Origin of the sequence: Hydrogenoanaerobacterium saccharovorans (assembly GCF_016901815.1) — a bacterium.
Lineage (GTDB): Bacteria > Bacillota > Clostridia > Oscillospirales > Ruminococcaceae > Avimicrobium > Avimicrobium caecorum.
This window is the reverse complement of sequence record NZ_JACSNR010000001.1, coordinates 30756-46368: the sequence shown is the minus strand read 5'-3', so window position 1 is coordinate 46368 and position 15613 is coordinate 30756. Positions and strand designations below refer to the sequence as shown.

Genomic DNA, 15613 nt, shown 5'->3' with positions numbered 1-15613 from the left:
AATATAAAGGCGATTGGCTATACAAACTGTGAAATACAGAAAAGGGCAGACAAGCCCTCCGGCACTTTTTGAGCGCCATGCGAAGCAAGAAAAAAGCAAGGTTTCAGAAACAGGCTTTTGCGCTATTTTATGATATAATAAGAAGCTCAGAAAAACAGATCGAGGTGAGGCCTATGCAGAGCAGTCCCATTGCGCATCAGCGTGTCCTGAATTATGCGTATGTCGATACAGACACATTGTATCAGGATTTCCAGATCCCGCAGCAGGGCTATAACGAGAAACAGGTTGAAGAGAGCCGCATCGCATACGGGAGGAATGTCCTGTCGGGCAGAGCGTCGGATACTGTGCTCTATCGCCTGCGCAGAGCCTTTGTCAATCCGTTTACAGTGATCCTGTTTGTGCTGGCTGCCGTCTCCTTTTTAACCGATGTTGTGCTGGCCTCCAATTTCAGCAGGAATATCACCACATCGGTTATTATCCTGTGCATGCTGCTGCTCAGCGGCATAGTGCGGTTTATCCAGGAACTGCGTGCCAAGCGCATAGCGGACCATCTGACCCGGATGGTCTCCTCCACGGTGCAGGTGCTCCGCAATGGCCGCTGGTCGGAAATCTCCTCCGAGGAGCTTGTGGTTGGTGACAAGGTGCGTCTGTTTGCCGGAGACCGGATTCCGGCGGACATCCGGCTGACGCAGTCGAAGGATTTGTTTGTTTCCCAGTCGGTACTGACGGGCGAGAGTGCGATACTGGAGAAGAATGCCGGTACACTTGCCGATGGACAGGCCCGCTCCTATTCGGATTATTACAACCTCGCCTTTATGGGATCGTCTGTCACCGGCGGTACCGGAGAGGGCATTGTGCTTGCCGTTGGCAAGGATACGGTCTATGGCGGATTTTCATCAATGGAATCCCATCTGAAAAACGGCTTTGACCGGGGCGCAAATTCGATTGCGTGGGTGCTGATCCGATTCATGGCGGTTCTGATCCCCGTTATCTTTATCGCCTGCGGCCTGACCAAGGGCGACTGGCTTTCCGCCTTTTTGTTTGCGCTTTCAGTTGCTGTGGGCCTGACCCCCGAAATGCTCCCGATGGTGATCAATGCCTGCCTGGCAAAGGGCAGTGCGGCGATGGGCAAAAAACAGACAGTGGTCAAAAACATCAACGCCATGCAGGGATTCGGAAGCATGGATGTCCTGTGTGTTGACAAAACCGGCACCCTGACCGGAGATCAGATTTCCCTGGAATACTATATGGATGTCCTGGGGAACGAGTGCCAGCATGCCCTGGATCTGGCCTATCTCAACAGCCTCTACCATACGGGTGTGCAGAGCCATCTGGATGATGCGATCCTGCGGTACCGGGAAATGCCGGGGCAGGAGAGCCATTACCGGGAACTGGAGCAGCGGCATCCCAAGCTGGACGAGCTGCCTTTTGACCATGAGCGGAGGTTTGCCAGCGTCCTGGTGCGGGGCGGCACTGAAAACCTGCTCATCATCAAAGGCAGCGTGGATGAGGTCTGCCGGAAGTGCAGCCATATCGAGTACAGAGGCGAGCGGCACCCGATTGATGCCCATGGGCGGGACAGCGTCCATGCCATTGTGGATGAGATGCTGGAGGACGGCATGAAGGTTCTGGCAGTGGCGTATAAACCGCTGAATCAGGAGACCATCTCGCAGGACGATGAAAACGGCCTGACCCTGCTGGGGTATCTGGCGTTCTTTGATGCACCCAAGCAGAGTGCCGCTGCTGCCATTGAAAAGCTGCACCGGCTCCATGTGGATGTGCGGGTTCTGACCGGGGATAACCAGGATGTGGCGGTTTCCATCTGCCGCAGGCTGGGGATCGATACCATGCACACCCTGACCGGTGCGGAACTGGAACTGCTTACCGACAATGAAATCCCGGTGAAGCTGGAACATACAACGGTATTCTCCGAGCTGTCGCCGAAGCAGAAGGTGCAGGTTGTGCGGACACTCCGGGCCAACGGGCACACGGTGGGCTTTTTGGGTGACGGCATGAATGACCTGCCTGCCATTGTGGAATCCGATGTGGGAATCTCAGTGGATACCGCAGCGGAGACGGTCAAGGAAGTGGCAGATGTTGTCCTTCTCAAAAAGGACCTGAATGTGCTGGAAGAGGGAATAAAGGAGGGGCGCAGAGCCTTTGCCAATGTTTCAAAATACATCCGGATTACGGCCTCTTCCAACTTCGGCAACATCTTTTCCGTTGTGATCGCCAGCGCTTTTCTGCCCTTTTTCCCGATGACTGCGCTGCAGATTCTGCTGCTGAATCTCCTGTACGATCTGCTGTGTCTTGTGCTCCCCTGGGACAAGGTGGACGAGTCGATCTGCGCAAAGCCGCTGGAGTGGTCGGGCAAAACACTGGGACGCTTCATGCGCTTTTTCGGCCCGATCAGCTCTGTTTTCGACATCATCACCTTTGCCTACCTGTTCTTTGTTCTGTGTCCCGCTGTCTGCGGCGGCACCTTTGCTTCCCTCTCCGGAAGCGGAGAACAGGCCCGGTTTATCATTTTGTTCCAGACAGGGTGGTTCCTCGAATCCATGTGGACCCAGGTTCTGATCCTGCACCTCCTGCGCACCCAGAAGGTTCCGCTGCTGCAGAGCCGGCCTTCCCGTCCGGTTATGGTGGTCACCTTGCTGGGGACTGCGGTCTTTACGCTCCTCACATTCACCCCCATGGGCGAATGGATCGGGCTGACTGCTTTGCCGCCGGTCTACTTTGTATTTCTGGCTGTGACCGTCTTTTTCTATCTGCTGTGGGTCACATTGGCCAAACGGTGGTATATCCGCCGCTACCATGAACTGCTTTGAGAAAGGAGGAATCCATTATGAAGAAAAATATCGGCTTTATCACCCTGGATTCCTCCCTGGTCCAGTGGCTCCGGGAGACGCTCCGGACTTCCGGGCCGCAGAGCCTGTCCGCACAGGAGCTGCTGGAGGGGTTCCGGGATTTGCTGGATGGCACGGCGGGTTCTCTGATGCTGGAACTGGGCGAGGGCAGTTCCCCGGCAGCCGGGAGCGACATCATCTGCTGCGGTGCGCTCTCCATTGATCCCAGACTGCGCAGGGTGAGCCGGGATGGGACCGAGATCCCCCTGACGCCCAAGGAGTTTGACATTTTGTGTTTTCTGGCCCGCAACCGTGGGGAGGTCTTTACAAAGGAGCAGATATACCAGGCTGTATGGGAAAGTGATTACCTGCTGGACGACAGCAATATTATGGCGTTTATCCGGAAGCTGCGCAAGAAAATTGAGCCCAATCCGGACGCTCCGGAATATATCCTGACCATCTGGGGCATCGGCTACAAATTCAGCGATAAGCTGTAATCAGAAATTCTTACCGAATCGCAAGAAAATCGCAAGGTTTTGACCATGTGATCTTTCCTGCGATTTTTTTATACTGGTTAAGGCCGAAAGGAGGAGTGCTGAATGAACTGGATGGATTTTATGATGCGTATCCTGCTCGCTGTCCTGCTGGGATTTCTGATTGGACTGGAACGGCAGATCACCAGACATACTGCCGGAATCCGGATCAACGTGCTGATCTCGATGGGTTCCTGTCTGTTCCTGATGTTTCCCATCATCACCGGGTCGGACGAAGTGTACCGCATTGCCAGCTATATTGTATCCGGGGTCGGATTCCTGTGCAGCGGGGTCATTTTCAAGGACGGCGGGACAGTGCGGGGGCTCAATACAGCCGCCACACTCTGGTGCACGGCAGCAATCGGCGTGCTGGCAAGCTCCGGATACTTCCTGTTGGCATCTGCCGCAACCGGGACGCTGATTCTTTCAAACCTGCTGTTCCGTCCCCTGTCCATGAAAATCAGACCGGTTACCGGCTGGGAGGAGAGCGAAAAACTCTACCGTATCTCGATCACCTGCCGGGAAGCCAAGGAAACAGATATCCGTGCTCTCCTCATTAACGGGAACACCAGCAGGACCCTGTACCTCAATCACCTGGACAGTGGTGACGTGGTGGGAGATAAGGTGGAGGTCATTGCAGAGTACTGCTCAGTCGGGAACGCACAGAACCAGGTTCTGGAGGGGATCGTGCGCCAAGCACTGAAGCTGCCGGAGGTAGTCAGCGCGGGCTGGGAGGTGCTGTAAGTGAGGGAGAGAATGCAGAACGATAAGCGGATCAGATTCCTGCCCTGTGCTATACTCACCGCTGCCATCGGCTGTCTGTGCAGCATGCTGACGGGGCGGGGAGTGGTGCTGCTTTGGCTCTGGTCTGGGATCACTGCCCTGATCGGGCTTGCTTCGGTCACTGTCCTGCTGTGCGGGCTTTTTTGCCTGAGCAGGCTGAGAAACCGTCCCGGGAAACGGGCGAATGAATCTGATTACAGAAAGGTGTGATCTGTTATGGAGTATATCTATATCTTCCTGGGAGTCCTGTTCATCATAGCGGGCCTTGCGTTTTTCTTTGGAAGGACGCACATCCAGCTCTTTGCGTGGGAAAACATGCCGGAGCAGGGGAGGGACAGGATCATGCCGCTCTGCCGCTGCGTGGGCGAGGTGATTGTGCTCAGCGGCCTCATCTTCCTGATGAAGGGTTTGTGGGCAGGCTTTTCGGAACACTGGTTTGCAGGCTCCATAGCGGCATGGCTGACGGCAGCTGGACTGGATGTCTGGTACACAGCGGGGAGCAGACGCTGCCGGCAATTATAATCCGCACTGCGGCTCTGTGCGGCAGAGTGCGGTTTTGAATAGATATTTTGCAAAAGCGAGGTGAACGGCATGGACTCTGACGGAAGTCCCCGAAGGCAGCAGGCAGCAGGCGTATGGAACCCGGAAGTTCCATGCCCTTCGCGCATTCCTGCTTGCCTCTGATCAGCATAAGGAGGTAAGACCAATGAACAAGAAGCAAAATCACATTTCAGCCCGTCAGGCTGCGGAAAAGGCAGTGATCCGGGACGAGCAGAACCGCCGCATCCGGTATGCGGCAACAAGTCCGGTTCCGGAGGTTCTGAAGGAGCTGCACACCACCCTTTGTGGCCTTGATATGGAAGAGGTGTCCGCCAGCCGGGCCCGGTATGGCAGCAACAAGGTGACCCATGAGAAGAAAAAATCCCTGCTCAGACGGCTGGCAGACGCGTTTATCAATCCCTTTACTGCCATTCTGTTCTTTTTGGCTCTGGTGTCCACCATGACCGACATGGTTTTCCCGTACTTTTCCCTGTTCGGGAGTGCGCCGGAGGACTTTGACTGCCTGACCGCAGTGATTATCCTGACGATGGTGGTTATTTCCGGTACACTCCGGTTTGTACAGGAATCCAGAAGCGACAATGCGGCAGAACGGCTGCTTGCCATGATTACCACCACCTGTACCGTCACCCGCCAAAACCAGGAAAAGGCGGAAATCCCGATGGATGAGCTGGTGGTGGGGATATTGTGCATCTGTCCGCCGGGGATATGATTCCGGCTGATGTCCGCATTCTGGAGGCAAAGGATCTGTTTATCAGCCAGTCCAGCCTGACAGGCGAGAGCGAACCGGTGGAGAAAACGCCCCATGTAAGTGCTCCGGCAGAGAGCATCACCGACTATCCGGACATTGCGTTCATGGGGAGCAGTGTGGTATCCGGCAGCGCGTCTGCTGTGGCGGTGTGCGTCGGGGACAATACGCTGTTCGGGTCCATGGCATCGGCTGTGGCAGGGGAGGCCGTGGAAACGAGCTTTACCAAAGGCGTAAATGCGGTTTCCTGGGTTCTGATCCGGTTCATGGCGGTGATGGTCCCGCTGGTATTCTTCATCAACGGCATCACCAAAGGGGATTGGCTGGGGGCATTCCTGTTCGGCATTTCCATTGCCGTCGGCCTGACTCCGGAAATGCTTCCCATGATCGTAACCACCTGCCTTGCCAAGGGCGCTGTGTCCATGAGCAAGAAGCAGACCATCGTCAAAAACCTCAACTCCATCCAGAATTTCGGGGCAATCGATATTCTCTGCACCGATAAGACCGGCACTCTCACCCAGGATCGGGTGGTTCTGGAGTATCATCTCAATGTCAACGGCGATGATGATACCCGGGTTCTGCGCCATGCGTATCTCAACAGCTACTTCCAGACCGGATACAAGAACCTGATGGATCTGGCAATTATCCGCCGGACTGAGGAGGCAGAGGCTGAAGATCCACGGCTGATGGATCTGTCGGAGCACTACATCAAAGTGGACGAGATCCCCTTTGATTTTGCCCGCCGGCGTCTGACCACCGTTGTCCAGGATAAAAGCGGCAAAACGCAGATGGTGACCAAGGGCGCTGTGGAGGAAATGCTGTCGATCTGTTCTTTTGCGGAGGTTGACGGCAGTGTCCGGCCTCTGACTGAGGAGGTGCGCCTGCGTATCCTCCGGACAGTGGACGGCCTCAACAACAAGGGATTCCGTGTGCTTGCCATTGCGCAGAAAAGCAATCCATCTCCGGTGGGGACATTCGGCGTCAAGGACGAGTGTGATATGGTGCTGATCGGCTATCTGGCTTTTCTTGACCCGCCCAAGGAGTCCACTGCGGATGCCATCAGGGCTCTGAAGGATCATGGCGTGACGACCAAAATCCTGACCGGGGACAATGATAAGGTTACCCGTACTATCTGCAAGCAGGTGGGGCTGAGGGTGCGCAATATGCTGCTGGGATCGGATCTCGAACACATGAGCGATGCCGAACTGGCCCGGGCAGCGGAAACCACCGATGTTTTCGCCAAGCTGACCCCGGATCAGAAGGCCCGGGTTGTCTCGGTGCTGCGGGAGAATGGTCACACAGTTGGCTTCATGGGGGATGGCATCAATGATGCCGCTGCCATGAAAGCGGCAGACATCGGTATCTCTGTGGATACCGCAGTGGATGTCGCCAAGGAGTCAGCGGATATTATCCTGCTGGAAAAGGATCTGATGGTATTGGAGCAGGGGATCATCGAAGGCCGTAAGACCTATGCCAATATGATCAAGTACATCAAGATGACTGCCTCGTCCAACTTCGGCAATATGTTCTCGGTGCTGGCTGCATCGGCACTCTTGCCATTCCTGCCCATGATGAGCGTCCATCTGATTTTCCTGAACCTGATCTATGACCTGTCCTGTACAGCCATTCCCTGGGACAATGTGGATGAGGAGTTCATTGTCAAGCCCCGGAAATGGGATGCGTCCAGTGTGGGCAATTTCATGATCTGGATCGGGCCTACCAGTTCTATTTTCGACTTTACAACCTATCTGTTCATGTATTTTGTGTTCTGTCCGATCTTTGTTTCGGGCGGTGTGCTGTTCAACGATCTGCCCGCTCATTTCAGCGGAGCGGAACTGGCTGTGATGCAGGCAAAGTACATCGGAATGTTCCAGGCAGGCTGGTTTGTGGAGTCCATGTGGAGCCAGACCCTGGTTATCCACATGATCCGGACCCCCAAGCTGCCCTTTATCCAGAGCAGAGCTTCCGCACCGCTGACACTGCTCACTATGATGGGGATCACAATCCTGACGATCATTCCGTTCACACCCTTTGGAGCCGTGCTTGGGTTTACAGCCCTGCCTGCTGCTTACTTTGCCTATCTGATTCCGTGCATTCTGCTCTATATGGTACTGGCTACCAGCCTGAAAAAAGCCTATGCACGACACTATGGGGAGCCGCTTTGAGAATAGGAGGTGTTTTATATGAACTGGACAGCGATCTGGACAAGCCTGTTCGGCACCACATCCCTTTTTGGGGTCAATATGGGTTTCTGGGCAGGCATGGCCTCTGTTCTGCTGATTGTGATTCTGATGAATGTGGTGTTCTGGAGCATAAAGCCACAAAATCCGGGTCAGATGTGATAACTGCTGCCCTGAATCCTATCTGACTTCCCGCTTATGGAGCCGGAAAAGCCAGGGAGAACAAAAAGAGCGGACTGACTTTTGTCAGTCCGCTCTTTTTCATGAATCCTATAAAATCACTGCTATGAAGGAGTTCGGCTCCTCACACAGTCAGCTCTGACAGGCTCCGGGGTTTATTCCCACTCAATGGTTGCCGGGGGCTTGGAGGTGATGTCATACACGATGCGGTTGACATGCTTGACCTCGTTTACGATCCGGCGGGATACCTTGTCCAGTACATCGTAGGGGATGCGGGCCCACTCAGCGGTCATGAAGTCGCTGGTTACAACGCCGCGCAGGGCAATGGTGTAGTCGTAGGTACGGCCGTCGCCCATAACGCCTACCGAACGCATATTGGTCAGTACGGCAAAGTACTGGTTGATCTCACGATCCAGGCCAGCCAGATGCAGTTCCTCACGGAAGATGGCGTCGGCATCACGCAGCAGATCCAGCTTTTCCTTGGTCAGCTCGCCCAGAACACGGATACCCAGACCAGGGCCGGGGAAGGGCTGACGCCATACAATGTTCTCAGGCAGACCCAGTTCCGAACCCAGGGCGCGCACTTCGTCCTTGAAGAGCTGACGCAGCGGCTCGATGATCTCCTTGAAGTCCACATAGTCAGGCAGACCGCCTACATTGTGGTGGCTCTTGATGACAGCGGAATCGCCCACGCCCGACTCGATTACGTCCGGATAGATGGTGCCCTGTGCCAGATAGTCCACCGAGCCGATCTTCTTGCCCTCTTCCTCAAAGATGCGGATAAACTCCTCACCGATGATCTTTCTCTTGCGCTCGGGATCGGTTACACCAGCCAGACGGGCCAGGAAGCGATCCTCGGCATTGATGCGGATAAAGTTGATGCTGCCGTCGCCGAATACAGCTTCGATCTCATCGCCTTCATTCTTGCGCATCAGGCCATGGTCTACAAAGATGCAGGTGAGCTGACGGCCCACTGCCTTGGAGATCAGCGAAGCCACAACCGAGCTGTCCACACCGCCGGACAGAGCCAGCAGCACCTTGCCGTCACCAACCTTGGCACGGATCTGCTCAATGGCAGTCTGGGCATAGTTCTTCATGGTCCAGTCGCCGGTGGCGCCGCACACATTGTACAGGAAGTTCCGGATCATGGCAGTGCCGTTTTCAGTCAGGGTCACTTCCGGATGGAACTGCATGCCATAGAGCTTGGCAGCCTCATTGTACATGGCAGCTACGGGGCAGCTGTCGGTATGGGCAGCGGACTTGAAGCCCTCGGGCAGTTCATAGATGGTATCGTTATGGCTCATGAGCGCATTGGCCTCTTCAGCCAGACCGGAGAAGATGGTGCAGTCAGTATCAAATTCCACCGGCTTTCTGCCATATTCACGGATATGGCCCGGCTTTACAGTACCGCCCAGAGTATAGGCCATCACCTGTACGCCATAGCAGATACCCAGGATCGGGATTCCCATTTCAAAGATTTCCTTTTCCAGTCTGGGAGCGCCTTCCTCATAAACACTGCTGGGACCACCGGTGAAAATAATACCGATGGGCGCGAATTCCCGGATCTTCTCCAGGGACATATTGTAGGGATGGACTTCACAGTACACATTGCATTCCCGCACTCTGCGTGCGATGAGCTGATTGTACTGACCGCCGAAATCCAGAATAAGGACCTTCTGATTTTCCATACGCTACCTTGCCTTTCTATATGGATTCATACTTTCTTTTATTTTTACATTTTTTGAGGGAAAAAGCAAGGTTTTTACCCCGATTCCAAATTCTTTGCGCTTTTTATACAAAGTGTTCCGGACACACCGGGATCAGACTGTGTCACCTGTCGGGCATCGGGAGGAAAAACAGGGGATTTTCCCTGGAAATTCCCCTGTGAAAATTGTCAGTTTCCCTTGCCATTTTTTTGTGATTTTACTATAATGAAAGAATAGCTCAGACTGATTCTGAATGGTCTGGCAGGATACCAAACATTTTTGAGGAGGATTCGATATGGGCAAAGATCTGGATAAAACCTATGATCCCCATTCATTTGAGGATCGACTTTATGCCTTCTGGCAGGAAAAAGGATACTTTTCCCCTGTCGTCGACCATGACAAAAAGCCTTACAGCATCATGATGCCGCCGCCGAACATCACGGGTCAGCTGCATCTGGGCCATGCTCTGGATAATACACTGCAGGATATTCTCATCCGGTTCAAGCGGATGCAGGGCTACTGCACCCTGTGGCTGCCCGGTACCGACCATGCTTCCATTGCTACCGAAGCCAAGGTAGTAGAAGCCATGGCAAAGGAAGGGCTTACCAAGGAAGGCGTAGGCCGTGAAGAATTCCTGCGCCGTACCTGGCAGTGGAAGGAAACCTATGGCAGCCGCATCAACGCGCAGATCAAGCGTCTGGGCAGTTCCTGCGACTGGAGCCGGGAGCGCTTTACCATGGACGAGGGCTGTTCCCGGGCGGTACGGGAAGTGTTCGTCAATCTGTATGAAAAGGGCCTGATCTATCAGGGCGAACGCATCATCAACTGGTGCCCCCACTGCAAGACTTCCATTTCGGATGCCGAGGTGGAATTCGAAGAGCAGGCCGGACATTTCTGGCACATCAAGTACCCGCTCACCGATGGCAGCGGCTATCTGGAAGTAGCCACCACCCGTCCCGAAACCATGCTGGGTGATACCGGTATTGCCGTCAACCCCAATGATGAGCGCTACAAGCATCTCATTGGCAAGACTGCCATCCTGCCGCTGGTAGGCCGGGAGCTGCCCATCGTCGGCGATGAGTATGTGGAGATGGACTTCGGTACCGGTGTCGTAAAGATGACCCCCGCCCATGACCCCAACGACTTTGAAGTGGGTCTGCGGCACAATCTGGAAGTCATCAATGTGATGAATGAGGATGCCACCATCAACGAAAAGGGCGGCAAGTATGCCGGTCTGGACCGCTATGAGGCCAGAAAGCAGATCGTTGCTGACCTGGAGGAGCAGGGCTATCTCATCAAGATCGAGGATTACAACCACAATGTAGGCAGCTGCTACCGCTGCGGTACCACCATTGAGCCGATGATCTCCAAGCAGTGGTTCGTCAAGATGAAGCCGCTGGCTGAGCCTGCCATTGAGGCGGTACGCTCCGGCAAGACCAACTTTGTCCCCGAGCGGTTCGACAAGATCTACTACAACTGGATGGAGAACATCCGTGACTGGTGTATTTCCCGTCAGCTCTGGTGGGGCCACCGGATTCCCGCCTGGTACTGCGAGGACTGCGGCGAGGTGATCGTTTCCAAGGAAGATCCCACTGTATGTCCCAAGTGCGGCAGCACCCATCTGCACCAGGACGAGGATACCCTGGATACCTGGTTCTCGTCGGCACTGTGGCCCTTCAGCACCCTGGGCTGGCCGGACAAGACCGAGGATCTCGAGTACTTCTATCCCACCAGCACTCTGGTGACCGGCTATGACATCATCTTCTTCTGGGTAGCCCGTATGATCTTCTCGGGCATTGAGCACATGGGGGAGACTCCCTTTGAGAATGTGTTCATCCATGGTATCGTCCGGGATGCCCAGGGCCGCAAGATGAGTAAATCCCTGGGCAACGGCGTTGACCCGCTGGAGATCATCGACCGCTACGGCGCTGACTCGCTGCGGTTCACCCTGGTCAATGGCATCAGCCCGGGCAGCGATATGCGCTTCAGCGAGGAGAAGGTGACTTCTTCCCGCAACTTTGCCAACAAGCTGTGGAATGCCGCCCGGTTCATTCTGATGAACCTGCCTGACGCCGATTCCCTGGAGCTGTCCCTGCCGTCCGAGCTCACCGCTGAGGACAAGTGGGTGCTCACCAAGTATGACCGCCTGGTTCAGGAGACCACCGACGCCCTGGAGCGGTTCGATGTGGGTGTGGCTGCCGGCAAGATCTACGACTTCATCTGGGACATCTACTGCGACTGGTATATCGAGCTGGCAAAGTCCCGGCTGCAGGCCGGCGGCGAAACCGCTGACAATGCCCGCCGTGTTCTGGTGTATGTGATGACCGGTGTGCTGCAGATGCTGCATCCGTTCATGCCCTTCATCACTGAGGAGATCTGGCAGGCTCTGCCCCACGAAGGGGAGAGCATCATGGTCAGCAAGTGGCCTGAGTCCAATCCGGCTCTGCGCTTTGACGCCGAGGAGGCAGACTTTGAAAAGGTGATGAACCTGATCCGTGCTGTGCGCAATGTGCGTGCGGAGATGAATGTTCCGCCGTCCCGGAAGGCCAAGCTGTTCATCGAAACCAAGGTGCCGGAGATCTTCCGTGCCGGTCAGGCCTTCATTGAGCGTCTGGCCTTTGCGCCTGAGGTGGAGATCGGCGAGAGCTTTGATCTGCCCGGCGCTGCCCAGGCCATCACTGCCGATGCCCGCATCCTGATCCCCATGGACGAACTCATCGACCGGGAGAAGGAGCTGGCCCGTCTGGAGAAGGAAAAGGCTGCCTGCCAGAAGGATATTGACTTCCTGTCCGGCAAGCTGTCCAATGCCGGCTTTGTAGCCAAGGCTCCGGAGAAGGTGATCGCCATGGAGCGGGAAAAGCTGGCCAAGGCGGAGGAAAAGCTCACCCGCATCGAGGAGAGCATCCGCAATCTGGGCTGATCCTGACCCGATACAATTACAATTTACACGGCACAGTCGTTTTCCAATGCGGCTGTGCCGTGTTTTTTGCGGAAACGGGGAAGAAAAGGTCACGCTTTACAAAACAGGTGCGCCGGTGTAAGATGAAATCAGAATTTTATGCCGGAAGGCAGGGAGAGCGTTATGACAGGACAGGAAGCAGTAGACTATATCCACAGTGCCCGGGGCCGGGGGAAGAAGGACGGACTCCGGAAGATCACCGAGCTGATGCATCGCCTGGGCGACCCCCAGGACAAGCTGCGGTATGTGCATGTGGTGGGCACCAATGGCAAAGGCTCCACCACCTCGATGATTGCCCATTCCCTCACAGCGGCGGGGTACAGGACGGGAATGTTCATCTCGCCGTTTATCCTCGATTTCCGGGAGCGGATGCAGATTGACGGCGAGATGATCTCCCCGGAGGCGCTGGCCTCCTGTGTGGAGGAGGTGCGCCGGGAAGCGGATCAGATGGCAGCAGAGGGCAGGCAGCCCACCGAGTTTGAGCTGGTCTGCGCCACTGCCTTTGTGTGGTTTGCCCGGGAGCAGTGTGAGGTGGTGGTGCTGGAAGCCGGCATCGGCGGACGGCTGGACTCCACCAACATCGTAAAGGATACCCTGGCGGCGGTGATCTGTTCCATCGGCCTGGACCATGTGGAGGTTCTCGGGGATACCCCTGCCAAAATCGCGGCGGAAAAGTGCGGGGTGCTCCGCCCGGGGATTCCCTGCATCTGCTACCCCGACCAGGATCTGGACGCCCTGGCTGTCATCATGGAGAAGGCGGCAGAGCAGAACTGCCGGCTGATCCAGGGCAATCTCCGGGCGGTGGAGGTGGAGCGCATGACGCTGGAGGGCACCGATCTGCGCTACCGGGATCTTTCGATCCATCTGCCGCTGGTGGGACGCTATCAGATCGCCAACTGCGTCAATGCGGTGGAAGCCCTGCTGGCGCTGCGGGCCCGGGGCATGAATATCCCGGACAGCGCCATTGTCCGGGGCATCGGCGAGACCTTCTTCCCGGTGCGCATGGAGGTGGTCAGCCGCTGTCCCACTGTGATCCTGGACGGAGCCCACAACGAATCGGGCGCGGCGGCCCTGTCCGGTTCGCTGGAGGGGCTGGTCACCGGGCGGCTGGTGATCCTCATCGGCATGATGAAGGACAAGGATGTGCGCCACGCCATCTCCAGGACCCTGCCGCTGGCTGACCGGGTGTATACCGTGGAGCCGCTGGACAATCCCCGTGCCATGCCCTCGGATGAGCTGGCTGCGTTGGCAGGGGAGTACTGTGCCGATGTGCGTCCCTGGGGCAAGGAGCTGGACGGGGCCTTTGCCGACGCCTATGACAGCCTTACCCCGGAGGATACGCTGCTGGTGTGCGGGTCGCTCTATGTGGCGTCCGATCTCCGGCACACCGCCCGGCGGTTCTTTGAAGGCCGGGAAATCCCGCACAGCCCGCATCTCTGAGTTGCCCACGGGAATTTTTCCCTCTGTCAGAAACCGACTCACTTTTTATCCTGAATCCTCTATCCTTTGGGATAGAGGATTTTTATTGCATTTTTTGCGAAAGGACGGAAGCTATGGCTGTCACGCTGGAAGTAACAAATGAGGAGATCACTGCCTATCTCAGCGGTGAGATCGACCATCACAGTGCGGTGGAACTGCGCCGCCGGATCGATGAATCGGTGCTGTCCGGGACTCCGGAACGGCTGATTCTGGACTTTTCCGGGGTCACCTTCATGGACAGTTCGGGCATCGGGCTGATTATGGGGCGCTGGCGCCTGATGCAGGAACAGGGCGGACATCTGCTTGTACAGGGAGTCCCCAGATCGCTGCGCAAGGTGATGAAGGTGTCCGGGCTGGACAAGCTCGGCGTACTGGAAGAAAAAGAAGAGGTGAAACAATGAAAAAGACAAACAGCATGAAGCTGCAGTTTGTGAGCCGGTCAGCCAATGAGGGATTTGCCCGGACAGCGGTGTCCGGATTCCTGGCGTCCCTGGACCCCACTGTGGAGGAGCTGGCGGACATCAAGACTGCGGTTTCCGAAGCGGTGACCAACTGTATTGTCCATGCCTATGCCGACCGGATCGGCATTGTTTACATAGCCGCAGATCTCTATGCGGACGGCAGAGTGGTGATCCGCATCCGGGATAAGGGCTGCGGCATTCCCGATGTGGAAAAGGCCATGGAACCGCTGTTCACCACCGGCGGGGAGGACCGGGCCGGACTGGGCTTTGCGGTGATGCAGAGCCTGATGGACAAGGTCCGGGTGCGTTCCCAGGTGGGGAAGGGCACCACCGTCACACTGGAGAGGAGGATCGAAAGCAGAGGGGATCAGAATGACCGGGACACTGAGTGAGTCCGCCCGGGACCGCCAGAAGATGATCGAGGAAAACCTGGGCCTGGTGCATTCCTGTGCCCATCGCTTCAAGGGCCGGGGCATTGAATATGACGATCTGTTCCAGGCCGGATGCATGGGGCTGGTCAAAGCCTGCGATGCCTTTGATTTCTCCCGGGGCGTGCGGTTTTCCACCTATGCGGTGCCGGTGATCCTCGGGGAGATGCGCCGGCTGTTCCGGGACGGCGGCACGGTCAAGGTGAGCCGTTCGCTGAAGGAACTCTCCCTGCGGGTGGTGCGGGGACGGGAGCAGCTGGCGGTCCGGCTGGGCCGTGATCCCACCATCGAGGAGCTGGCGGAGGAGCTGGGGCTCACCCGGGAAGAGGTGGTGGAGGCGCTCAATGTATCGGCGCCGCCGCTCTCGCTGACCGTGTCCTCGGAAGAGGGAGAGACCCAGATCGACCTGCCGGTACAGTCCCCGGAGGAAAACCTCTCGGAGCGGATGGCTCTGCGGCAGATCCTGGGAGAGCTGGAGCCCCGGGACCGGCAGCTCATCATTCTGCGGTACTTTATGGACAAGACCCAGACCCAGACGGCGGAACAGCTGGGTATGACCCAGGTGCAGGTCTCCCGCCGGGAAAAGAAACTGCTCCTCGCCATGCGGCAGAAACTCCTGTGATATTACTACTGCGATCCACTTACCTCCTGTCGGCACTGCGGAGTCTTTGGCTCCGCAGTGCTTTTTTATATGCGGGAAATTGCCAAAGCGGCATGATTGTGCTACAATTTTCCTCATACATCTAAATGGA

The 15613-nt window shown here is 56.2% G+C and carries 12 protein-coding genes and 1 pseudogene; 12 read left to right on the top strand and 1 reads right to left on the bottom strand.

Translation table 11 applies throughout. The features are described from left to right. Window positions 1-173: 173 nt before the first annotated feature. The 7 genes and pseudogenes from mgtA (H9X81_RS00215) (at window position 174) to H9X81_RS00185 (ending at window position 7810) form a co-directional block, all read left to right on the top strand. Window positions 174-2828: a magnesium-translocating P-type ATPase gene (gene mgtA, locus H9X81_RS00215; RefSeq protein WP_204719161.1), complete on the top strand. Its 2655-nt coding sequence runs from the start codon at window positions 174-176 to the stop codon at window positions 2826-2828. A gap of 17 nt (window positions 2829-2845) precedes the next feature. Beyond that, window positions 2846-3343 (top strand): winged helix-turn-helix domain-containing protein, encoded by a 498-nt coding sequence (locus H9X81_RS00210; RefSeq protein ID WP_204719160.1) that lies wholly within the window; start codon window positions 2846-2848, stop codon window positions 3341-3343. A gap of 102 nt (window positions 3344-3445) precedes the next feature. Continuing rightward, complete coding sequence (locus H9X81_RS00205) at window positions 3446-4123, top strand: MgtC/SapB family protein (RefSeq protein WP_204719159.1); 678 nt, start codon at window positions 3446-3448, stop codon at window positions 4121-4123. Then, the gene (locus tag H9X81_RS00200) at window positions 4124-4372 is read left to right on the top strand and encodes a hypothetical protein (protein ID WP_204719158.1); all 249 of its coding nucleotides are present in this window, start codon (window positions 4124-4126) and stop codon (window positions 4370-4372) included. Window positions 4373-4378: 6 nt separating this feature from the next. Beyond that, entirely contained in the window at window positions 4379-4684 is a 306-nt protein-coding gene (locus H9X81_RS00195) for a DUF3784 domain-containing protein (RefSeq protein WP_204719157.1), read from the top strand. A 184-nt stretch (window positions 4685-4868) separates the two neighbouring features. Further along, window positions 4869-7633 (top strand): annotated as a pseudogene (mgtA, locus tag H9X81_RS00190) (magnesium-translocating P-type ATPase). A gap of 18 nt (window positions 7634-7651) precedes the next feature. Further along, window positions 7652-7810, top strand: coding sequence for a hypothetical protein (locus H9X81_RS00185; RefSeq protein WP_204719156.1), 159 nt, complete (start codon window positions 7652-7654; stop codon window positions 7808-7810). Window positions 7811-7983: 173 nt separating this feature from the next. On the opposite strand, the gene guaA is transcribed toward H9X81_RS00185, so the two are convergent. Then, window positions 7984-9516, bottom strand: a complete 1533-nt coding sequence (gene guaA / locus H9X81_RS00180) for a glutamine-hydrolyzing GMP synthase (RefSeq protein ID WP_191391795.1) — start codon at window positions 9514-9516, stop codon at window positions 7984-7986. A gap of 313 nt (window positions 9517-9829) precedes the next feature. Between guaA and H9X81_RS00175 the strand changes: the two genes are divergently transcribed. The 5 genes from H9X81_RS00175 (at window position 9830) to H9X81_RS00155 (ending at window position 15483) form a co-directional block, all read left to right on the top strand. After that, window positions 9830-12454: a valine--tRNA ligase gene (locus H9X81_RS00175; RefSeq protein ID WP_204719155.1), complete on the top strand. Its 2625-nt coding sequence runs from the start codon at window positions 9830-9832 to the stop codon at window positions 12452-12454. 162 nt (window positions 12455-12616) lie between these two features. After that, complete coding sequence (locus tag H9X81_RS00170) at window positions 12617-13933, top strand: bifunctional folylpolyglutamate synthase/dihydrofolate synthase (protein WP_204719154.1); 1317 nt, start codon at window positions 12617-12619, stop codon at window positions 13931-13933. A 113-nt stretch (window positions 13934-14046) separates the two neighbouring features. Continuing rightward, window positions 14047-14373 (top strand): STAS domain-containing protein, encoded by a 327-nt coding sequence (locus H9X81_RS00165; RefSeq protein WP_177504090.1) that lies wholly within the window; start codon window positions 14047-14049, stop codon window positions 14371-14373. Next, complete coding sequence (spoIIAB, locus tag H9X81_RS00160; protein ID WP_191391798.1) at window positions 14370-14825, top strand: anti-sigma F factor; 456 nt, start codon at window positions 14370-14372, stop codon at window positions 14823-14825. The genes H9X81_RS00165 and spoIIAB overlap by 4 nt, the downstream gene beginning before the upstream one ends. Then, window positions 14806-15483 (top strand): sigma-70 family RNA polymerase sigma factor, encoded by a 678-nt coding sequence (locus H9X81_RS00155; protein WP_191391799.1) that lies wholly within the window; start codon window positions 14806-14808, stop codon window positions 15481-15483. The genes spoIIAB and H9X81_RS00155 overlap by 20 nt, the downstream gene beginning before the upstream one ends. The last annotated feature ends 130 nt before the right edge of the window (window positions 15484-15613 follow it).

Excerpts from the sequence above, each read along its gene's own strand:
- H9X81_RS00185 (WP_204719156.1), top strand. The coding sequence starts at position 7,652 with ATGAACTGGACAGCGATCTGGACAAGCCTGTTCGGCACCACATCCCTT.
- guaA (WP_191391795.1), bottom strand. The coding sequence starts at position 9,516 with ATGGAAAATCAGAAGGTCCTTATTCTGGATTTCGGCGGTCAGTACAAT.
- H9X81_RS00165 (WP_177504090.1), top strand. The coding sequence starts at position 14,047 with ATGGCTGTCACGCTGGAAGTAACAAATGAGGAGATCACTGCCTATCTC.
- H9X81_RS00195 (WP_204719157.1), top strand. The coding sequence starts at position 4,379 with ATGGAGTATATCTATATCTTCCTGGGAGTCCTGTTCATCATAGCGGGC.
- H9X81_RS00210 (WP_204719160.1), top strand. The coding sequence starts at position 2,846 with ATGAAGAAAAATATCGGCTTTATCACCCTGGATTCCTCCCTGGTCCAG.
- H9X81_RS00155 (WP_191391799.1), top strand. The coding sequence starts at position 14,806 with ATGACCGGGACACTGAGTGAGTCCGCCCGGGACCGCCAGAAGATGATC.
- H9X81_RS00170 (WP_204719154.1), top strand. The coding sequence starts at position 12,617 with ATGACAGGACAGGAAGCAGTAGACTATATCCACAGTGCCCGGGGCCGG.
- spoIIAB (WP_191391798.1), top strand. The coding sequence starts at position 14,370 with ATGAAAAAGACAAACAGCATGAAGCTGCAGTTTGTGAGCCGGTCAGCC.
- mgtA (WP_204719161.1), top strand. The coding sequence starts at position 174 with ATGCAGAGCAGTCCCATTGCGCATCAGCGTGTCCTGAATTATGCGTAT.
- H9X81_RS00205 (WP_204719159.1), top strand. The coding sequence starts at position 3,446 with ATGAACTGGATGGATTTTATGATGCGTATCCTGCTCGCTGTCCTGCTG.
- H9X81_RS00175 (WP_204719155.1), top strand. The coding sequence starts at position 9,830 with ATGGGCAAAGATCTGGATAAAACCTATGATCCCCATTCATTTGAGGAT.